The organism is Nocardiopsis sp. iso_238 (genome assembly GCF_056173325.1).
The window spans coordinates 4,013,825-4,033,077 of record NZ_CM149668.1 but is presented as its reverse complement, the minus strand read 5'-3'; the positions used below and the strand labels follow the sequence as shown (position 1 = coordinate 4,033,077).

Genomic DNA, 19,253 nt, shown 5'->3' with positions numbered 1-19,253 from the left:
GGGTGGGGCCCGAGCCTGAGAGGGGCCGCATGGCCAACCACACCCGCCCGGTCGAGGACGAGACGACGGGGGCGTTCGCGAAGGTGGCGGACGCCCCCGAGTCGTGGCCGGTGGAGCGGTCCGAGGAGCGGTACCGGGGCGCCAAGTGCTCGATGCGCACGGACTGGGTGGAGATGCCCGGCGCCCACGGCCAGGGCCGGACGGTGGCGGCCCGCGACTACATGGACCACCCGGGCGCCTCCGCGATCGTCGCCCTCGACGACCGGGGGCGGGTGCTCCTGCAACGCCAGTACCGGCACCCCACCCTGCACACGCTCTGGGAACTGCCCGCCGGTCTGATCGACGGTGACGGTGAGGGGCCGCTGGCCACCGCCCGCCGTGAGCTGGTGGAGGAGGCCTCGCTGCGCGCCGCCACCTGGCACAGACTCCCCGACTTCTACCCCAGCACGGGTTTCTCCAACGAGCGCATCCACGTCTTCCTCGCCCGCGACCTCACCGAGGTGCCGGAGGAGGAGATCGACTTCGTGCGCGAACACGAGGAGACCGACCTGGCCAGCGCGTGGCTGCCGCTGCCGGAGGCGGTGCGCGGCGTGATGGAGGGCCGACTGCACAACGGGGCGACGGTCATCGGGATCCTCGCCGCCCACACCGCGTCCCAGGACGGGTTCGCCTCCCTGCCCGCGGCCTCGGACGACTGAGCCGCGGGTGGGAACGGACGCAGTGGAGGAGGGACCGGGCCGGTCCGAGCTCGACGAGGGCCCCCTGGGCCGGGTCCGCGCCGCCTTCCTGGACCACCTGAGCGCCGAGCGGGCCCTGGCCGACAACACCCTGCTGGCCTACCGCCGTGACCTGTGGCGCTACGTCGAGTACCTGGACGGACAGGGTGTCACCGACCTCGCCGGGGCGACCCCCGGGCACGTCGGCGCGTTCCTGGCGGCCCTGCGCGACGGCGACGACGCCCACGCCCCGTTGAGCGCCTCCTCCGCCGGGCGGACGCTGGCCGCCGTGCGGGGGCTGCACCGGTTCGCGGTGCGTGAGGGGTGGGCGGGCACCGACCCGGCCGTCGAGGTCGCGCCGCCGTCGCCGCCCATGCGCCTGCCCAAGGCCGTGCCCCTGGACCAGGTGGAACGGTTGCTGGACGCGGCCGGTCCGGTGGCGGCTCCGGCCTCCGACGCGCGGGCCGACCTCCTGGCCCAGCGTGACCGCGCCCTGTTGGAGGTCCTGTACGGCACGGGGGCGCGGGTGTCGGAGGCGGTGGGTCTGGACGTGGACGACGTCGCGGAGGCGGTGGACGCGAACGGGTCGGTCGGCCTCGTGCGGTTCCGGGGCAAGGGCGGGAAGGAACGCCTGGTGCCGCTGGGTTCGTACGCGCGCCGTGCCCTGGCCGGTTACCTGACGCTGGTGCGGCCGGTTCTGGCCGCTTCCGGTCGGGGCGGCCCGGCGCTGTTCCTGAACACGCGGGGTGGTCGGCTGACCCGGCAGGGCGGCTGGGTGCTGCTGTCGGCGGTGGCGGAGCGGGCCGGGGTCGAGGGTGTGTCGCCGCACACCCTGAGGCACTCCTTCGCGACCCACCTGATCGACGGCGGCGCGGACATCCGTGTGGTGCAGGAGCTGCTGGGGCACAGTTCGGTCACCACCACGCAGGTGTACACCCTGGTGACCGTGGAGCGGCTGCGTGAGGTGTACGCCTCCAGCCACCCGAGGGCGCGGCGCGGGCCGGAACCGGGGGGCCGGGGGTGAGGCGCGGGCGCCGCTCGCGGGCGAGGCCGCAGGCGTTCGGGACGAGTCCGACGTGTGTCGTGTGTACCCTTCTCCTACGAGAGAAATGGGTACGAGCGTGCGGTTCCTCCCGGTTGCAGAGGGTGGGGAATCCTGGTCGGATCATGTTGAAGTGCGCCGTGTCGTCGTTCTAGAGTCGCCGCACAGAGGTACGTTGCTGTCGACATATTGAGTTTCCGACGGCGGCCAGTCGTGGGAGACGTCAAGAGTCCCATCGGGCCGTGGCCGGTCCGTAGGGGAGGTCAAGGGTTGTGAACTGGTCGGAGAACGGCGAGGCGGCGAACACCGCACCCGTCGGCGAGGAGGGCTTCGCCGATCCGGTGAGCAACCCGTGGGGGACGACACGCAACACGGGGGCGGATCTGCACACCAAGAGACCCGTGCGTACATATCCGGAGCCAGCACCGCTCGACGAACACGGTCCGGCACGGATTGTAGCACTCTGTAACCAGAAGGGTGGGGTCGGTAAGACCACCACCACCATCAACCTCGGTGCCGCCATCGCGGAGTTCGGCAGGCGGGTACTGCTGGTCGACTTCGACCCGCAGGGCGCGCTGTCGGTCGGCCTGGGCCGACTGGACCCGCGCGAGCTGGACCTGACCGTCTACAACCTGCTCATGCAGCGTGACGTGACGGTCGAGGACGTCCTGCTCAAGACGGACATCGACGGTCTGGACCTCATTCCGAGCAACATCGACCTGTCGGCAGCCGAGGTGCAGCTGGTCGGGGAGGTGGCCCGTGAGCAGATGCTGGGACGCGCGCTGCGCCCGGTCATCAACGACTACGACGTCATCCTCATCGACTGCCAGCCGTCGCTGGGCCTGCTGACCGTCAACGCGCTGACCGCGGCGGACGGGGTCATCGTGCCGCTGGAGTGCGAGTTCTTCGCGCTGCGCGGTGTGGCCCTGCTGATGGACACCATCCAGAAGGTGCAGGAGCGCCTGAACGAGGACCTCGTCATCGACGGCTTCCTCGGCACCATGTACGACCCGCGCACCCTGCACGCCCGCGAGGTGCTGTCCACGATCGTGGACGGCTTCGGCGACAAGGTGTACGGCACGGTCATCAACCGCACCGTGCGCTTCCCGGACGCCACCGTGGCGGGCGAGCCCATCACCAGGTTCGACTCGTCCTCGGCCGGGGCCAACGCCTACCGGTCGCTGGCCAAGGAGGTGCTGGCGAGGTGGCCTCTCAGCGGTCACGACGTGTGACGCTACCCGGGGCGGACGAGCTGTTCTTCCGCCCCTCCGGTCCCGAAGAGGAACCGGTCGAGACCGAACGCCAGTACCAGGTACCGGAACAGGATCGACAGAGCACCACCGAGGCCTCGTCGGAGCGGCCCGCGCGAAAGTCGAACGGCAGGGGGCGGAGCAAGGTACGCCGCGCTCCGAAGCCGAGCGGGCGCCAACGCCACGACGAGAAGATCACCGTCTACGTCTCCGGGCCGGAGCTGCTGGCCCTGGAGCAGACCCGGCTCTCGCTGCGCGCGGAGCACGGGTTGTCGGCCGACCGCGGCCGCCTCGTGCGCGAGGCCGTCGCCGTGCTGCTCGCCGACTTCGAGGAGCACGGTTCCAGCAGCATGCTGGTACGCCGGCTGACCGAGGACTGACGTCTCCGGGGCCGACCGCCGGGGGAGCGGACGGAGAATCCGGGGACCGGGAGGTTGAGGGTGTCACCGGCTGGTCCCAGCCGGTGACACCCTTGTGTCATGAGCGAGAAGACGTGGACCCGTCATGGTGACTGACCAGGAGGGCGCGCCGCCGGGGGCGGAGGGCGCCGACGAGGTCGACGAGAACGCCTTCCAGGTGCACCTGGACAACTTCGAGGGCCCCTTCGACCTGCTCCTCGGGCTGATCTCCAAGCACAAGCTGGACATCACCGAGGTGTCGCTGTCGAAGGTCACCGACGAGTTCATCGCGCACATCCGCAGGTTCGGCGACGACTGGGACCTGGACCAGGCCAGCAACTTCCTGCTGGTCGCGGCCACCCTGCTCGACCTCAAGGCCGCACGTCTGCTGCCGCGCGGCGACGTGGAGGACGAGGCGGACCTGGCGCTGCTGGAGGCGCGCGACCTGCTGTTCGCCCGGCTGCTCCAGTACCGTGCCTACAAGGAGGTCGCCTCCTTCATGCGCGAACGCCTGGCCACGCAGGGCCGCAGGTACGCGCGGGCGGTGCCGCTGGAGGAACGGTTCGCGGGGATGCGCCCGGACGTGCTGTTCAGGCTCGGCCCGGAGGAGTTCGCGGCCCTGGCGGGGCTGGTGTTCACGCCGAGGGAGCCGCCGAGCGTCTCGGTCACCCACATCCACCTCACCAAGACCTCCGTCAAGGAGCAGGGTGAGCTGATGGTGGCCGAACTCCGTGAGCACGGCCAGCTGACGTTCGCCCAGCTGACGGCCGAGTGCGACGGTACCTTCGAGGTCGTCGCCCGGTTCCTGGCCCTGCTGGAGCTCTACCGGGCCGCGAACGTGGGCTTCGACCAGCCCGTTCCGCTGGGGGAGCTGACCGTGACCTGGACCGGCGGCGACGAGGACGTCGAGCTGGAGTCCGACTACGACGACGCGGCACCGACCGCCGAGACGACACCGGGGGAGCAGTGATGACCGCAGAGCACACCGCCGAGGCGGAGGACCTCTCCGCACCCCCGGGCCTGCGCCGCGACCTGGAGGCGGTGCTGATGGTGGTCGACCAGCCGGTGTCCGAGTACGACCTGGCCCGTGCCATGGACGTACCGTTGGAGCTGGTGACCCGCACCCTGGAGGAGCTCTCCCGGGAATACACCGAACAGGGGCGTGGTTTCGACCTACGGGCGGTGGCCGAGGGGTGGCGTGTGTACACGCGCCCCGAGTGCGCCGACATCGTCGAGCACTTCCTCAGGGAGGGGCAGGAGGTGCGGCTCACGCAGGCCGCACTGGAGACGATGGCCGTCGTCGCCTACCGCCAGCCGGTCTCACGTGGCAGGGTCTCCGCCGTACGCGGGGTCAACTGCGACGGGGTTATGCGTACCCTCGTACTGAGGGGCCTGATCGAAGAGGCCGGACACGATTCCGAGTCCGGTGCGCTGCTGTATCGGACCACTTCCTATTTCCTGGAACGGCTGGGCCTGCGTGGCCTGGACGAGCTGCCTGATCTGGCGCCGTTCCTCCCCGACGACATCGAAGGTCTTGACGACACCGGTGAGCACACCTAACAGAGAACGTTCCCGTGGTGAGCGGGACGGACACGCCCCGCGCGGTGAGCGCGGCGACTATGACAACCGCGGCGGCCGAGGCCCCCGCGACGACCGAGGCGGGAACGACCGCCGTGGCGGCGGACGCTACGACCGGGACGACCGTCCCCGTCGTGATGACAACCGTGGCGGCTACCAGGGCCGGGACGACCGTCCCCGCCGTGACGACAGCCGTGGCGGCTACCAGGGTCGCGACGACCGTGGTGGTCGCTCCTACGACCGTCGCGACGACAACCGTGGCGGTCGCTTCGACCGCGACGACCGGCGCGGCGGCAACCAGAACCGCGACGACCGCGGGGGTCGCTCCTACGACCGCCGTGACGACAGCCGCGGTGGCTACCAGGGTCGCGACGACCGTGGGGGCCGTTCCTTCGACCGTCGTGACGACAACCGTGGTGGCCGTCCGCAGGGTCGGGACGACCGTCCCCGCCGTGACGACAGCCGTGGTGGTTACCAGGGGCGCGACGACCGACGTGGTGGGTACCAGGGTCGCGACGACCGTGGTGGTCGCTCCTTCGACCGTCGTGATGACAGCCGTGGTGGCCGTCCGCAGGGTCGGGACGACCGCCCCCGGCGTGACGAGCGCGGCCGCGACGACAACCGTGGTGGTTACCAGGGGCGCGACGACCGACGTGGTGGGTACCAGGGTCGCGACGACCGTGGGGGCCGTTCCTTCGACCGTCGTGACGACAGCCGTGGCGGCCGTCCGCAGGGTCGGGACGACCGCCCCCGCCGTGACGACCGCAACCGTGACGACCGGCGCGGCGGTTTCCAGAACCGTGGCGACAGCCGTGGCGGCCGTTTCGACCGGGACGACCGTCCCCGTCGCGACGACCGCAACCGCGACGATCGCAACCGTGACGACCGGCGCGGTGGCTACCAGGGCGCCCGTGACGACAAACGCGGCGGCTTCCGCGAGGAGCGTCCCCGCCGCGACGCCCAGGGGCGCCGCCTCCAGGGCCGTGACGACAAGCGCGGCGGCTACCAGCGCCGTGACGACAACCGCGGCGGCCGTCCCCAGGGCCGTGACGACCGGGCACGCCGTGACCCGGACCAGCGTCCGGCCCGCCGCGACCACGAGCCCGTCCGCGACGTCAAGAGCGAGAGCCAGCTCTCCAAGGCGGCGCGCGAGCGTCTCCAGGCCCTGCGCGCGGACTTCAACCCGCGCGACGAGGACCGCCACGAGGGTGACTCCCGTGACACCTACACGGACGTCCCCGACGGCATCCGGCTCCAGAAGGCGCTGGCCGCGGCCGGTGTCGCCAGTCGTCGGGCCAGCGAGGAGATGATCGCGGCCGGTCGGGTCAGCGTCGACGGCCAGATCGTCAAGCGCTTCGGCGCCCGGGTCGACCCCGAGGCCTCGGAGATCCGTGTCGACGGCATGCGCGTGGTCACCGCCCCGGACAAGCTGTACTTCGCGCTGAACAAGCCGCGCGGCGTGGTCAGCACCATGTGGGACCCGGAGGGTCGCCCGACCCTGGCCGACTACGCCGGCCAGACCGACGAGCGCATCTTCCACGTGGGTCGGCTGGACACCGAGACCGAGGGTCTCATCCTGCTGACCAACGACGGTGACCTGGCCAACCGCCTCACGCACCCGCGTTACAAGGTCGTCAAGACCTACATCGCGAAGGTGCCGGGCCCGGTGCCGCACCGCGTGGTGCGCGAGATCCAGAAGGGTGTGGAGCTGGAGGACGGACCGGTCCAGGTCGACTCCTTCCGCGTGGTCGACAACGACGACACCCAGGCCATGGTGGAGATCCGTCTGCACGAGGGGCGCAAGCACATCGTGCGTCGCCTCATGGAGGCGGTGGGCCACCCGGTCGCGGACCTGGCCCGCACCCAGGTCGGTCCGATCGACCTCAACACCCTGCGTCTGGGCACCATGCGCGCGCTCAGCTCGCGTGAGGTCGGCGAACTCTACAAGGCCGCCGGTCTCTGACCCGGAGGTCTGTCGATACAGTTGACGGCGGTCGCGCCCCACTCGGGGAGCGGCCGCCGTCTCCTGTCTTCCCCGGGCGACGGCACCACCGACGAGGACGAAAGCGGGATCGAACGTGGCGGTACGGGCCATTCGCGGTGCGGTGCAGGTCGACGCGGACGAACGCGAGCAGGTGCTGGAGGCCACGACCGAACTGGTCTCCGAGGTGATGCGGCGCAACGGGCTCACCACCGACGACGTGATCAGCGTGCTGTTCACGGCCACCCCGGATCTGACCAGCGAGTTCCCCGCGCTGGCGGCGCGGGGTGTCGGTTTCACGGACGTCCCGCTGATGTGCGCGTCCGAGATCGACGTCCCCGGCGCCCTGCCGCGCGTGGTGCGGCTGATGGCCCATGTGGAGACCGACCTCCCGCGCGCCGAGGTCCAGCACGTCTACCTGCGCGGCGCCCAGGCACTGCGCCTGGACATCGCCCAGTAGCCGACCGCGGCGTCATCGCCCGCCCGTCCGGGCCCCTCGCCGCGATCACGGCGGGAGGCCAGGTCAGGAGGTCGTACCCTGGGACCGTGCCCGCGACAGGCGTGGGCACGGTGACTCGGGGGAGTGCTGTGGGCGAGGAAGCGGCCGGGACGGGCCGGACGGAGCCGCGTCGGGTCACGGTGGTCGGGACCGGACTGATCGGAACGTCGATCGCCCTGGCCCTGCGCGCCCGCGACGTGGACGTCACGCTCAGCGACCCCGACCCCGCCTCCCTCCGCCTGGCCTGTGACCTCGGCGCCGGGCGTCCGCTGACGGAGGCCGGGGACGGTTCCCCTGCGGACGTCGCGGTGATCGCCGCTCCGCCCGCCGTGGTCCCGGAGGTGCTGCGCGACGTCCAGCAGCGCAAACTGGCCCAGGTGTACACCGACGCGGCCAGTGTGAAGACGAGTGTGCTGGAGGGCGCCGAGCGGCTCGGCTGCGACATGGCGACCTTCGTGCCCGGCCACCCCATGGGCGGCCGTGAGAAGCACGGTCCCGGTGCCGCCCGCGCCGACCTGTTCCTCGGCCGGTCCTGGGCGCTCTGCCCCACCCCGGAGGCCGACCACGGTTCCGTCGAGGCGGTGGCCGGTCTGGCCCGCATGTGCGGCGCGGACCCGCTGGTGCTGGACGCCCGCGCGCACGACCGCGCGGTGGCCCTGGTCTCGCACACCCCGCACGTGGCCGCCGCCGCGGTGGCCGCCCGGCTGCTCTCCGGTGACGGGGACGCGCTGACCCTGGCGGGCCAGGGGGTGCGCGACGTCACGCGGATCGCCGGAGGGGACCCGGCGATGTGGGAGGAGATCCTCACCCACAACGCGGGTCCGGTCGCGGAGGTGCTGCACGGGGTCGCCCGGGACCTGACCGCCGCCGCCGACGCCCTGCGGTCCTGGAGCGGTACCGGGCACGGAGCCACGCCCCGGGACGGCCTGGAACCCGTTCGCGACCTGTTGGCGCGCGGGCGTTCGGGGCAGGCCCGGATCCCCGGCAAGCACGGGACCGTCCGCCGCCCCGAGTACACCGTGATCCCCGTGGTCATCCCGGACGCACCCGGTGCCCTGGGCCGCCTGTTCGCGGCCGCCGCCACCGTCGGTGTGAACATCGAGGACGTGCGGATCGAGCACAGCCCCGGCCTGCCGCTGGGCGTGGCCGAGCTGTACGTGCTCCCGGAGGCCGTGGACACGTTGGCCGGCGAGCTGTCGGCCGACGGCTGGTCGGTGCACCCCGGCCTGTGACCCCGCCCCCGGGCACATGGTGCCGGGCGTGTCGGCGCGAAGGTAGGCTGAGGCGTCGGCGACAGCAGACGCCGACGCAGGCACAGTGATCTCGGGAGTCAGCAGCAGTGAGTGCGCAGGGCAAGGGCATCGTCATCGCCATCGACGGTCCCTCCGGGTCGGGCAAGTCGAGCACGGCCAGGGGTGTCGCCAAGGCGCGGGAGCTGCGCTACCTCGACACCGGAGCCATGTACCGGGCCCTGACCTGGTGGATGCTGGACAACGGCGTGGACGTCGAGGACGCCGCCGCGGTGGCCGCCAACGTCGAGCGCCCGGTCATCTCGATGGGCACCGACCCGTCCGCCCCCTCCGTGACGGTGGACGGTCGTGACGTGGCCGCCGAGATCCGCGGCAAGGAGGTCACCACCAGCGTCAGCGCCGTCTCGGCCGTGCCCGAGGCCCGTGAGCTGCTGGTGCGGACCCAGCGCGAGGTCATCGAGACCGCCCGCGTGGAGAGCGCCGGTATCGTGGTGGAGGGCCGTGACATCACGACGGTCGTCGCCCCCGACGCTCCCGTCAAGCTGTTCCTGACCGCCAGCGCCGAGGCGCGCGCGCAGCGGCGCAGCAAGGAGGTCCGGACCGTCGACGTCGCGGCGACCCAGGCCGACCTGGCCCGCCGGGACAAGCTCGACTCCAGCCGGGCCCACTCGCCGCTGACGCAGACCGCCGACGCCACCGAGCTCGACACCACCGGCCTCAGCCTCGACGAGGTCGTCGCCCTGGTCGTCAAGCTGGCCGACGAGGCCCGCGACAGCTAGCGCGGACCCGCCGGAGACGGCGGGAGGCCGGGGAGAGACCGGCCACACCACCCCCGTCAGGGGGAACACACGAACATCCACGGGGGTTGCCCCCCGTGGCAGGACACGGGCGCCCGCAGCGGCGCCCGTGGGTGATTCACGTGGCGATCGCGTCGAATCCTTCGACATCCTCGCGGCACGCATCCTGGGCGCGTGAGGACCTGGAACCGGGAGTACGAGTACATGAGTGAGTTCGACGTGTCCGACGTGGGCGAGGGGCCCGAGGGCGAGGAGGCGGCGCTGCCCGTCGTCGCCGTGGTCGGCCGACCCAACGTCGGCAAGTCCAGCCTGGTCAACCGGATCATCGGCCGCCGTGAGGCGGTCGTGGAGGACGTCCCGGGCGTGACCCGTGACCGGGTGGCCTACGACGCCGAGTGGCAGAACCACCGCTTCACGCTGGTGGACACCGGCGGCTGGGAGACCAGCGTCAGCGGGCTGGCCGCGATGGTCGCCCGGCAGGCCGAGTACGCCGCGCAGACCGCCGACGTCATCCTGTTCGTGGTCGACGCGACCGTGGGCATCACCGACGCCGACGCCGCCGTGACGCGGGTCCTGCGCGCCACCAAGAAGCCCGTGGTGCTGGCCGCCAACAAGGTGGACGGCGGGCAGCAGGAGGCCGACGCGCTCGACCTGTGGAACCTGGGTGTGGGCCAGCCGTTCCCGATCAGCGCCCTGCACGGTCGCGGTACCGGCGACATGCTGGACGCCATCGTGGAGGCCTTCCCCGAGACCCCCGTGGGCGACGCCGAGGACGACGAGGACGGTCCGTCCCGCATCGCCCTGCTGGGCCGCCCGAACGTGGGCAAGTCCAGCCTGCTCAACCGGCTCGCCGGTGAGGACCGCGTGGTCGTGGACTCGGTCGCGGGTACCACCCGTGACGCCGTCGACGAGCTGATCGAGCTGGGCGGCCAGACCTGGAAGTTCATCGACACCGCCGGCATCCGCCGCCGGTTCCGTGCGCTCCAGGGCGCCGACTACTACGCGACGATGCGCACCGGCACCGCTCTGGAGCGGGCCGAGGTGGCCGTGGTGCTGATGGACGTCAGCGAGCCGCTGGCCGAGCAGGACATCCGGGTCGTGGAACAGGTCGTGGAGGCCGGTCGCGGTCTGGTCCTGGCGTTCAACAAGTGGGACATCCTCGACGAGGAGCGCCGCACGTACCTGGAGAAGGAGATCGACCGCCAGCTGGCGCGGGTCTCCTGGGCCCCTCGGGTGAACATCTCCGCGATGACCGGCCGCCACATGGAGCGTCTGGTTCCGGCGATCGAGACCAGCCTGGCCGGGTGGAACCAGCGCATCTCCACGGGTCAGCTCAACAACTGGCTCAAGGAGCTGGTGGCGGCCACCCCGCCGCCGGTGCGCGGCGGCAAGCAGCCCAAGATCCTGTTCGCGACGCAGGCCGGTGCGCGTCCGCCGCACTTCATCCTGTTCACGACCGGTTTCCTCGAGGAGAACTACCGCCGGTTCATCGAGCGCCGTCTGCGCGAGGACTTCGGTTTCGAGGGGACCCCGGTGCACATCAGTATGCGTATCCGGGAGAAGAAGAACGGGACCCCGGGCCGCGCCTCCAAGGGCAGTGTGCGTCCGGACCGCAAGCCGCGCGGCGGCGGTCGCCGCTGACGGCGGCCCTGGCCACCGCAGGGTTCGAGAAAACACGATGAGGGGGCGTTCCGTACGGAACGCCCCCTCATCGTGCGTGCCTATGGGGCGGGGGACGGGTCCCGCCGGTCCGGCTCGGAGACGGCCCCGGGGCGGACCGGGCCGACCAGGCGGCGGAGCAGCCGCTCCGCCGGGCCCCGATGGCCCCGGCGGCGCATGAGGTCGGCGGCGACCAACGACACCAGCCAGGTCAGGGCGGCCACGCCCAGGGACGCGGCGAGCCCCGTGCGGTCCTGGAGGCCGAGGGCGACCGGTGAGAAGACCGCCACGAACACCACGCTCTGGACCAGGTAGAAGGTCATCGAGCGCTGTCCCAGGGCGGCCACGGCGGTGGTGACCGGTCCCTGGGAGCGGGCGGCCCGGAGGGACACCAGCGCGATGGCCCCGACCAGGCCGAAGCCACCGAAGTAGCCGGTGAGCGGCTGGAGGAGCGCGGTACCCCACACCGAGGCCGTCGAGGCGGGTGTCCACAGCCCGGTCTGGGCGAGGATCGACGGCAGGGCCCCCAGGGCGGAGACCGCCGTGGTCACCACCACGGCCCGGACCAGGAACGCGCGGTGGCTCCCGGGGTCGTCCAGCAGCCCGCGTCGGGCCGCCCACATCCCCGCGATCACACCGGGGACCACCAGGACCGTTCCGACCACGAGCCCGAACGGCGCGGCGGGCAGCCGCTGGACGTATTGGGCGGCGAGGTCGGCTCCGACGGGAGTGGCCAGCGTCCCCACATCGAAGGTGGTCACCCCTCGCCCCAGGGCGAGGAGCATCGGTACTGCGGAAAGCAGTGTGCCGGGGAGCAGGCTGAGGGCGCCGAGCCGCAGCAGGGTGCGGTCACGCGCCCTGAGCAGGCCCACGAGCAGCAGTGACGCGAGGCCGTAGGCGGCCAGGATGTCGATGGGCACCAGCAGCAGGTGGACCAGGCCGAAGACCATCAGCCACAGGCCCCGGCGGCGCAGCATGGCGCGGACGTCGGCGGGCTCGTCACCGCGCCCGGTCCTCTGGTTCAGCGTCTGCACGAGGGCGTAGCCGAAGAGGAAGGCGAACATGGGGCGGGCGGTGTTGTTGACGAACAGGTCGTGGAAGGCGAGCGAGAGTCCGTTGGCCAGCGCCGGTCCGTGGTCGACGGCGAGGACGAACAGCGGGGCGTGGGCGAAGGCGATGGCCAGCAGCATGGTGCCCCTGGCCAGGTCGGGGGCGAGCGCTCGCGACGCGGTTGGGGTCACGGCTCCTCCTCAGTCGGGTATGACATACATGTTAGTACATGTAAATCATGCAGAACATGTCAAGGTGTCATCGTCGGGGCGTGCATGATCCGCTTGATACGCTGTGTGAAACGTGCGCAGAAGGTGGTGGCCAGGTGGCCGAAAAGGCGGACGGCGCGCCCTACGGGCCCGGCGGCCGGGGTTTCTACGGTGCGGTGACGGTCAGCGAACGCGGCCAGATCTCGCTGCCCGCTAAGGCCCGCCGCGACCTCGGGATCTCCCCCGGGGACAAGCTCCTCGTCCTGGGCGACCCCCAGCAGGGTCTGGCCCTCATGACGGTCGACCGGCTCATGGGCAACCTGGAGGCCTCCTCCCTCCTGATGTCCGCGATCCAGGACCAGGTGGACGACGACGGGGACGCCGCGGCCGGTTCCGGTTCAGACTCCTAGACACACGACGGAGGGGGCGTTCCGTACGGAACGCCCCCTCCGTCGTGTGCGCGGACAGTCCGCTCAGGTGTCCGTCGGCAGACGGCGGACGTTGCTGCCCCGGATGCCCGAACCGGACTCGCCGCTCCGCCTCGGGTAGGGCAGGTGCCCGGAGGAACCCGGGCCGGGTTCGGGCACCGGGATGGCCGGGGCGCCGGGCAGCGGCTTCCCCGCGCTCTCCTTCATCCGCCACACCACGACCAGACCGATGACGCTGGCCCCCATCACCAGCCAGGCGGGGGAGTACGGGTTCCCCGTGGCCTGCACCAGCGACTCGGAGATCAGCGGGGTGGTACCGCCGAACAGCGCCACCGAGACGTTGAAGCTGATGGCCAGGGCGCCGTAGCGGACCTTGGTCGGAAAGAAAGCCGGGAGCGATGCGGGGCCCGCGCCGGAGAAGTGCACCAGGGTGACGGCCAGGACCAGCACACCCAGGGCCGCCGTCCACGCGTTGCCCTGTTGCAGGAGCCAGAAGGCGGGCAGGGACAGCACGAGCCCGAAGACGCACCCGGACATCAGGACCGGCTTGCGGCCCACCCGGTCGCTCATGAATCCGAACAGGGTCACGCTGGCCAGCATGAACACCATGGCGCCCAGGGTCACCACCAGGGCCAGGGTCGAACCGTACCCCAGCACCGCCTCCAGGTACGTGGGCATGTACGCGGTGACCATGTAGTTGTTGACGTTGAACACCATGACCAGGCCGATGCAGAGCACGATGGCGTGCCACTGGCCCACGATCGTCTCCTTGAGCTGGCCCTTGCGGCGCTCGCCCTCCTCGTCCTTGGCGAAACCGTCGGTGTTCTCGTTGTAGACCGGGGTCTCCTCCAGCTTCACCCGCAGGTAGAGACCGATGGCGCCCAGCGGCAGCGCGAGCAGGAACGGGATGCGCCATCCCCAGGCCTGCATGGTGTCGGGGCCCAGCAGCAGGGTCATCACGGTGACGATGGCCGCGCCGCCCACGTAGCCGCTGACGGTGCCGAACTCCAGCCACGACGAGAGGAACCCCCGTCGCTTGTCGGGGGCGTACTCCGCGATGAACGTCGTGGCGCCGCCGTACTCACCGCCCGTGGAGAAGCCCTGGAGCATACGGGCGAGCAGGAGCAGGATCGGCGCGGCGATGCCGATGGTCGCGGCGGACGGGATGAGGCCGATCGAGAAGGTGCTGACCGCCATGAGCAGCATGGTGGCGGCCAGGACGCGCTTGCGGCCGATCCGGTCGCCGAGCGGGCCGAAGAACACGCCGCCGAGCGGACGGACGAGGAAGGCCGCCGCGAAGGTGGTGAAGGTGGCGATGAGCTGTACCCCGCCGGACTGCGACGGGTAGAAGACCAGGCCGATCGTCACGGCGAGGTAGCTGTAGACACCGAAGTCGTACCACTCGGTCGCGTTGCCGATCGCGGCCGCGACGACGGCCTTGCGGGTGGTCCCGCGCTCCGTCTTCAGGGTCGGCTGGGCCGGTTGTTCGCTCACGTCTCCCCCTCGGTGAAATCACCTGAAGTACATAGATAAACACTTGGGGTGGTGAAAGCGTGGGAGGCGTACCTGTCGGCCGACGGTAGCGTGGCACCATGCGCAAAGTGCTGGTCAGCGCCTGTCTGATGGGGCGCAGGGTCCGTTACGACGGTAGGGCCAAACCGGTGGGGGACGACACGGTCACCCGCTGGCGGGAGGAGGGGCGCCTGGTCGTGCACTGCCCGGAGGTCGCCGGGGGACTCCCGGTCCCCAGGCCGCCCGCCGAGATCGAGCCCGGCGCGGACGCCGCCGACGTGCTCGCCGGCCGGGCCCGTATCCGCACCCCGGAGGGCGCGGACGTGACCGAGTACTTCGTCGCGGGTGCGCGGGCGGCCCTGTCCTTCGCGCGTGCGCACGGAGTGGCGGTGGCACTGCTCAAGGAGTCCAGCCCCTCGTGTGGGACGCGCGAGGTGTACGACGGGGCCTTCGAGGGGCGCAGGGTGTCCGGTGAGGGCGTGACCGCGTACCTGCTCCGTGAGAACGGGGTGGCGGTCTTCAACGAGGACCAGGTCGCGCGGGCGGCCGAGCACCTGCGCGACCTGGAGGCCTGAGGGCCACGGGGAACCCCCCGTGGCCCCCTCGGGTCAGTCCTTGACCACCGCGTAGCGCAGACAGGCGAAGGCCCCCACCAGCTTGACCTCCAGCGGGCGCAGCTGGACCCGTCCGTCCAGCAGGGGCGCGCCGCCGCCCAGGCTCACCGGGGCCACGGACACCGACACCTCGTCCAACAGGCCCAGCCGGGCGAGGTTCGCGGCGATCCGTCCACCGCCGACCACCCACACGTCACGGCCGTCCGCGACCCGCACCATCTCGGCGTGCAGGTCCCGCAGCTCCTGGTCGGTGTCTGCGCTGGTGAAACGCAGGTCGCCCTCGATCCGGGGGAGCTCCCGGTGGGTGAGCACCCAGGTGGGCGCCTCGTACGGCCAGGGCTTGTGCCCCTCGTACTCCTGGATCCACTCGTAGGTGGTCGCCCCCATGACGATCGCCCCGGCGTTCCTGATGAACTCGGCGGTCTCGTCGATCGCCTCTCCCTCCTGTGCGCCCTCCACGGCGAACAGCCAGTCCAGAGAGTTGTCCTGGTCGGCGATGAACCCGTCCAGACTCGTGGCGGTCTCGTACACGGTCCTCATGCTGTGTCTCCCCGATTCCTTGATTCGTAGCGTTCCGGCAACCACTCCAGGGGGTCGCCCTGGTCGACCTCCACCCCCGCCTCGCGCAGCATGTGCCGGACGTTCAGCCTGCGGTACGCGGAGTAGGTGAGCACGTGCGCCACCACCCCGCCGAGGAGGAAGCTCTCCGGCGGGTCGCACAGGGCGTCGATCAGCCGGTCGCCCCAGGCGTCCCGCCGACCGATGTCCGTGACCGCGGCGATCCACCGCGCCCCCGCCTCCGTGTGCCTGACCCGAAGTGACTCCGGGTCGTCGGCGCCGTGTCCGGGTGTGTCCGCGCCCGCGATGGAGGCGAGCCACGACTCCTTGGTGCCCACCAGGTGGCCCAGGGTCGCGGCGATGGAACCCTCGGGTCCGTCCCAGGACAGGACGGTCCGGGTGTCCCGGACCCGGCGGTACTCCTCCTCGGGCAGATCGGCGGCGAGCCGGATCAGCCGGTCGGTGTCGTCCACGTCGTGGTGGGTCTGGAGCGCTGTCACGTCCATGCTGGGGCGGTTCCTCGGGTTCTCCTCCACCCACAGGTGGAGCGGTGGGTGGAAGTGGACGCCGTTCGGTGCGGGCAGCCAGCGGCCGCTGCCCGCCGTGGTGGCGCTCGGAGGATGGCCGAACGCCCGTGCGAAGGCGCGGGTGAACCCCTCCACGGAGGAGTACCCGGCCTCGAAGGCGGCGTCGGTGACGCTGCAGCCCTGACCGATCCGCCAGGCGGCCCGTTCCATCAGGACCCTCCGGCGCAGCGCCACCGGTGACTCACCGGTGTCCCGGGTCAGCTGGCGGCTGAAGTGGAACGGTGAGGCGTGCGCCTGCCCGGCCATCTCGCTCAGCCGGGTGTTGTCCTCGTCCAGGACCGCGTCGAGCAGTTCCCGCAGGCGGTCCCGTCCGGTGGTGGGTTCGGTCATGTGACCAGTATGTTCCGGGGGCCCTCGTCTCCGCTTGACCGTTCTTGCGCAGTGTCCGCCCGCGCCCTGGGCGTCGACGGCGGCGTCGCGGCCGGGGCGAAGCGCTCCTCGTCGAACCGGCGCGGTCGCCTGGGCCGACCGCCCGCCGGAGCCCCGAGGGGGCACGCATCGTGGTGCGAACCCCCCGGGAGATGCGATAGAGTCTTCCCCGTTGGCGACGCCGGAGACGGCGCCGCCCAGCGGCCGGGACGTAGCGCAGTTTGGTAGCGCACTTGACTGGGGGTCAAGGGGTCGTGGGTTCAAATCCCGCCGTCCCGACAAAGGAAAGCCCTGGTGAGACAGGAAGTTCTCACCAGGGCTTCGTCATGTCCGGGGGGCGTTCCCAGGCGGGGGTCGTGGTGGGCGTTCACACCTTCGGGGGACGGAGCGTGATCGCGGCGATGACGGCCCCGGTGAGGGCGGTCGCGGCGCCGATGGCGAACCCGAGGCTCCACCCGGCGGTGGCCGCGGCCGTCGCCGACTCTCCCTCGGACACGAGCCGAGCCGTCCTGGTGGCGCTGGCCGTGGTGAGGACCGCGAGACCGATGGCCCCACCGAGCTGCTGACCGGCGTTGAACAGGGCCGACGCGACCCCGCTGTCCGAGGGGTCGGCGGAGGAGACCGCCGCCGTGGTCAGCGGTACGAACGCCAGGCCCAGCCCGAACCCAGCCAGCACGACGCCGGGGAGGACGGTGTCCGCGTAGCCCGCGTCGGGCCCGACCCGGGTGAGCACCGCGAGCCCGGCGGCCACGAGCAGCGAGCCCGTGACGGCGAGCCGGTCGGGTCGGACGGCGGCCAGTGGTCCTCCCGCCAACCGTGCCGCGATCGCGATCGCGACGGTCATCGGCAGAAACGCCAGGCCGACACTGACGGGGCCGTACTCGAGGGCGGTGGCGAGGAAGAGGCTGAGGAAGAAGAACAGCGCGTAGATGGCGACCCCGAAGATCAGCCCGATCACGTCGGCTCCCCAGACGCCGCGGATCCGCATCAGGCGCGGGGGCACGAGCGGGTGGGCGCCGCGCGCCTGGAGCACGCCGAAGGCCACGAGGAGGACCAGCGCCGCCCCGAGCGCCCCGAGTGTGCCAGGTGACGTCCATCCGGCCTCGGCGGAGCGGACCAGGCCGTAGACCAGGGCGATCAGGCCGCCCGTCACGGTGACGGCGCCCGCCACGTCCATCCCCTCGCCGCGCTCGCCCCGTCCGGCGGGCAGCACGGCGACGGCCAGCGCGACCGCGGCGGCCGCGACCGGGACGTTGATCCAGAACACCCAGGGCCAGGAGAGGGCCTGTGTCAGCACGCCGCCGAGGATCAGGCCGAGCGCCGTGCCCCCCGCGGTCACGCCCGCCCACACGCCCAGCGCCATCGTTCGTTCGCGACCGACGGGAAAGACCGCCATCAGCAGGGCCAGTGCCGCCGGAGCCATCACTGCGGCGCCGACACCCTGCGCGGCGCGGGCCGCCACCAGCACCACCGACGTCTCCGCCCATCCGCCCAGGAGCGACGCGAGGGCGAAGACCAGCGAACCGACGACGAACATCCGTCGGCGTCCGAAACGGTCGGCCAGGCGGCCACCGAGCACCAGGAGTCCGCCGAATGCCAGTGTGTAGGCGGTGATCACCCACTGGAGGTCGTGTGCCGCGAACCCCAGGTCGTCGCGGATAGCCGCCAGCGCGACGTTCACGATCGTCGCGTCGACCACGATCAGCAGCTGACTGACGGCCAGCACCGTCAGGGCCCACCACCGCCGCCGCTCCGACCCGCGCCGCTTCTCCCGGCGTGGTGCCGGGCTTGTGTCACTCATCATGGTCTTCCTCTCGTTCACTCAACGAACGTAGAGCGAAAGTTCATTTCGGTCAATGCGTGTAGAGTGAAACCCATGGCGGAGGCAGACTCGGCGCGGTTGTCGCGCGCGGAACGGCGGAAGCGCACCGAAGCGGCGGTCCTCGCGGCCGCGCGGAGGCAGTTCGCCGAACACGGATTCGAGCGCACGACGATCCGGAGCATCGCCACTGACGCGGGCGTCGATCCCGCACTGGTGATGCAGCTCTACGGCAACAAGGAGCAGCTCTTCGGAGCCGCCGCCAAGGTGGGCTTCGATCCGCCGGGCGCCGCGGAGACGCCCGACGACCTGGCGAAGGCGGCGGCGTCGCACCTGTTCGCGGGCTTCGAGGACCCCGACCGCCGGGCGGGCTCGGAGGCCCTGTTGCGCAGCTCTCTGACACACCCCCTGGCGGGGCGGATCCTGCGTGACGAGGTCGTGGCGCCGGCCCAGGCCGCGGTCGCGGACCTGATGGGCGGCGACGACGCCGAACTGCGCGCGGCCGTGCTGAACGCCTGCACCCTCGGGGTCGCCATCTCCCGGTACCTGCTGAAGGTGCCAGCTATCGCCGGTGTCGACCAGGCCGAGATCGAGCGTGTGCTCGAACCGGCGTTGCGGGCCCTCATCGAGACGCCGCCGACTCCCGACGGCACCTGACGGGCGCGCACACCCGAGGGTGGCTCTGGTGGAGGGTGTCCAGCTGCTCTGGGGTCAGTCCGGACGCGTGTCCTCAGCGGGCGGCGGCGTCGAGGTGGGTGACGTAGGCGTTCATGGCGTGGTCGCGCAGGGCGTCGGCCCCGGGGGAGAAGAGGTCGGCCGTGTGCCCCTTCACCGAGTCCGTCAGGCCGCCCAGGACGGACAACGGCGTCTCGTGCACCCGTCCGTCGGCGTCGATGTGCCGGACCTCGGAGATATGGCGGTGGGGCGGCTCGGGCGG

The 19,253-nt window shown here is 71.6% G+C and carries 20 protein-coding genes and 1 tRNA gene; 15 read left to right on the top strand and 6 right to left on the bottom strand.

Annotation, left to right across the window (positions count from 1 at the left end):
- The first annotated feature begins 29 nt into the window (after positions 1-29).
- From AC0VYL_RS18285 to der, 11 genes are all read left to right on the top strand, one after another.
- A complete protein-coding gene (locus AC0VYL_RS18285; RefSeq protein ID WP_475480979.1) occupies positions 30-698 on the top strand; it encodes an NUDIX domain-containing protein in 669 nt (222 codons plus the stop codon).
- Positions 699-720: 22 nt separating this feature from the next.
- Entirely contained in the window at positions 721-1,740 is a 1,020-nt protein-coding gene (locus AC0VYL_RS18280; RefSeq protein ID WP_475483533.1) for a site-specific tyrosine recombinase XerD, read from the top strand.
- A gap of 290 nt (positions 1,741-2,030) precedes the next feature.
- The gene (locus AC0VYL_RS18275) at positions 2,031-2,990 is read left to right on the top strand and encodes a ParA family protein (RefSeq protein WP_475454377.1); all 960 of its coding nucleotides are present in this window, start codon (positions 2,031-2,033) and stop codon (positions 2,988-2,990) included.
- Complete coding sequence (locus AC0VYL_RS18270; protein WP_475454375.1) at positions 2,987-3,388, top strand: hypothetical protein; 402 nt, start codon at positions 2,987-2,989, stop codon at positions 3,386-3,388. Before AC0VYL_RS18275 ends, AC0VYL_RS18270 begins: the two co-directional genes overlap by 4 nt.
- Positions 3,389-3,512: 124 nt before the next feature.
- Positions 3,513-4,376 (top strand): segregation and condensation protein A, encoded by an 864-nt coding sequence (locus AC0VYL_RS18265; protein ID WP_475454373.1) that lies wholly within the window; start codon positions 3,513-3,515, stop codon positions 4,374-4,376.
- Positions 4,376-4,966 (top strand): SMC-Scp complex subunit ScpB, encoded by a 591-nt coding sequence (gene scpB, locus AC0VYL_RS18260; RefSeq protein WP_475454371.1) that lies wholly within the window; start codon positions 4,376-4,378, stop codon positions 4,964-4,966. Before AC0VYL_RS18265 ends, scpB begins: the two co-directional genes overlap by 1 nt.
- Positions 4,953-6,947, top strand: coding sequence for a pseudouridine synthase (locus AC0VYL_RS18255; RefSeq protein ID WP_475480978.1), 1,995 nt, complete (start codon positions 4,953-4,955; stop codon positions 6,945-6,947). The genes scpB and AC0VYL_RS18255 overlap by 14 nt, the downstream gene beginning before the upstream one ends.
- A gap of 115 nt (positions 6,948-7,062) precedes the next feature.
- The gene (gene aroH, locus AC0VYL_RS18250) at positions 7,063-7,425 is read left to right on the top strand and encodes a chorismate mutase (RefSeq protein ID WP_475454367.1); all 363 of its coding nucleotides are present in this window, start codon (positions 7,063-7,065) and stop codon (positions 7,423-7,425) included.
- A 128-nt stretch (positions 7,426-7,553) separates the two neighbouring features.
- On the top strand, positions 7,554-8,696 hold the full coding sequence (locus AC0VYL_RS18245) for a prephenate dehydrogenase (protein WP_475480977.1): 1,143 nt from the start codon (positions 7,554-7,556) through the stop codon (positions 8,694-8,696).
- A 107-nt stretch (positions 8,697-8,803) separates the two neighbouring features.
- Positions 8,804-9,493, top strand: coding sequence for a (d)CMP kinase (gene cmk / locus AC0VYL_RS18240; RefSeq protein WP_475480976.1), 690 nt, complete (start codon positions 8,804-8,806; stop codon positions 9,491-9,493).
- A 222-nt stretch (positions 9,494-9,715) separates the two neighbouring features.
- Positions 9,716-11,152, top strand: coding sequence for a ribosome biogenesis GTPase Der (der, locus tag AC0VYL_RS18235; RefSeq protein ID WP_475483532.1), 1,437 nt, complete (start codon positions 9,716-9,718; stop codon positions 11,150-11,152).
- Positions 11,153-11,232: 80 nt separating this feature from the next.
- Here the strand turns inward: der and AC0VYL_RS18230 are convergent, their stop codons facing one another.
- Entirely contained in the window at positions 11,233-12,411 is a 1,179-nt protein-coding gene (locus AC0VYL_RS18230; RefSeq protein WP_475454361.1) for a DUF418 domain-containing protein, read from the bottom strand.
- Between the two features lie 134 nt (positions 12,412-12,545).
- On the opposite strand from AC0VYL_RS18230, the gene AC0VYL_RS18225 reads away from it, so the two are divergent.
- Complete coding sequence (locus tag AC0VYL_RS18225) at positions 12,546-12,839, top strand: AbrB/MazE/SpoVT family DNA-binding domain-containing protein (protein ID WP_475454359.1); 294 nt, start codon at positions 12,546-12,548, stop codon at positions 12,837-12,839.
- Between the two features lie 63 nt (positions 12,840-12,902).
- Here AC0VYL_RS18225 and AC0VYL_RS18220 read toward each other — a convergent pair whose 3' ends face one another.
- Positions 12,903-14,351 carry an MFS transporter gene (locus tag AC0VYL_RS18220; RefSeq protein ID WP_475454357.1) on the bottom strand — a complete coding sequence of 483 codons (1,449 nt, stop codon included), beginning with the start codon at positions 14,349-14,351 and terminating at the stop codon, positions 12,903-12,905.
- Positions 14,352-14,449: 98 nt separating this feature from the next.
- Between AC0VYL_RS18220 and AC0VYL_RS18215 the strand changes: the two genes are divergently transcribed.
- Positions 14,450-14,944: a 2-thiouracil desulfurase family protein gene (locus tag AC0VYL_RS18215; protein WP_475454355.1), complete on the top strand. Its 495-nt coding sequence runs from the start codon at positions 14,450-14,452 to the stop codon at positions 14,942-14,944.
- A gap of 33 nt (positions 14,945-14,977) precedes the next feature.
- Here AC0VYL_RS18215 and AC0VYL_RS18210 read toward each other — a convergent pair whose 3' ends face one another.
- Complete coding sequence (locus tag AC0VYL_RS18210) at positions 14,978-15,523, bottom strand: dihydrofolate reductase family protein (RefSeq protein ID WP_475480975.1); 546 nt, start codon at positions 15,521-15,523, stop codon at positions 14,978-14,980.
- Positions 15,520-16,458 carry a helix-turn-helix domain-containing protein gene (locus tag AC0VYL_RS18205; protein WP_475480974.1) on the bottom strand — a complete coding sequence of 313 codons (939 nt, stop codon included), beginning with the start codon at positions 16,456-16,458 and terminating at the stop codon, positions 15,520-15,522. Before AC0VYL_RS18205 ends, AC0VYL_RS18210 begins: the two co-directional genes overlap by 4 nt.
- 244 nt (positions 16,459-16,702) lie before the next feature.
- Between AC0VYL_RS18205 and AC0VYL_RS18200 the strand changes: the two genes are divergently transcribed.
- Positions 16,703-16,776, top strand: a tRNA-Pro gene (locus AC0VYL_RS18200).
- Positions 16,777-16,864: 88 nt separating this feature from the next.
- Here the strand turns inward: AC0VYL_RS18200 and AC0VYL_RS18195 are convergent.
- Positions 16,865-18,298, bottom strand: coding sequence for an MFS transporter (locus tag AC0VYL_RS18195; RefSeq protein WP_475480973.1), 1,434 nt, complete (start codon positions 18,296-18,298; stop codon positions 16,865-16,867).
- A 75-nt stretch (positions 18,299-18,373) separates the two neighbouring features.
- Between AC0VYL_RS18195 and AC0VYL_RS18190 the strand changes: the two genes are divergently transcribed.
- A complete protein-coding gene (locus AC0VYL_RS18190; RefSeq protein ID WP_475480972.1) occupies positions 18,374-18,973 on the top strand; it encodes a TetR/AcrR family transcriptional regulator in 600 nt (199 codons plus the stop codon).
- A 73-nt stretch (positions 18,974-19,046) separates the two neighbouring features.
- Here the strand turns inward: AC0VYL_RS18190 and AC0VYL_RS18185 are convergent, their stop codons facing one another.
- Positions 19,047-19,193, bottom strand: coding sequence for a hypothetical protein (locus AC0VYL_RS18185; protein WP_475480971.1), 147 nt, complete (start codon positions 19,191-19,193; stop codon positions 19,047-19,049).
- Positions 19,194-19,253: the final 60 nt, after the last annotated feature.

What these genes read in the sequence shown, in the direction of transcription:
- AC0VYL_RS18265 (WP_475454373.1), top strand. Translation starts at nt 3,513, where the DNA reads ATGGTGACTGACCAGGAGGGCGCGCCGCCGGGGGCGGAGGGCGCCGAC.
- scpB (WP_475454371.1), top strand. Translation starts at nt 4,376, where the DNA reads ATGACCGCAGAGCACACCGCCGAGGCGGAGGACCTCTCCGCACCCCCG.
- AC0VYL_RS18210 (WP_475480975.1), bottom strand. Translation starts at nt 15,523, where the DNA reads ATGAGGACCGTGTACGAGACCGCCACGAGTCTGGACGGGTTCATCGCC.
- AC0VYL_RS18215 (WP_475454355.1), top strand. Translation starts at nt 14,450, where the DNA reads ATGCGCAAAGTGCTGGTCAGCGCCTGTCTGATGGGGCGCAGGGTCCGT.
- AC0VYL_RS18195 (WP_475480973.1), bottom strand. Translation starts at nt 18,298, where the DNA reads ATGAGTGACACAAGCCCGGCACCACGCCGGGAGAAGCGGCGCGGGTCG.
- der (WP_475483532.1), top strand. Translation starts at nt 9,716, where the DNA reads ATGAGTGAGTTCGACGTGTCCGACGTGGGCGAGGGGCCCGAGGGCGAG.
- AC0VYL_RS18205 (WP_475480974.1), bottom strand. Translation starts at nt 16,458, where the DNA reads ATGACCGAACCCACCACCGGACGGGACCGCCTGCGGGAACTGCTCGAC.
- AC0VYL_RS18190 (WP_475480972.1), top strand. Translation starts at nt 18,374, where the DNA reads ATGGCGGAGGCAGACTCGGCGCGGTTGTCGCGCGCGGAACGGCGGAAG.
- AC0VYL_RS18285 (WP_475480979.1), top strand. Translation starts at nt 30, where the DNA reads ATGGCCAACCACACCCGCCCGGTCGAGGACGAGACGACGGGGGCGTTC.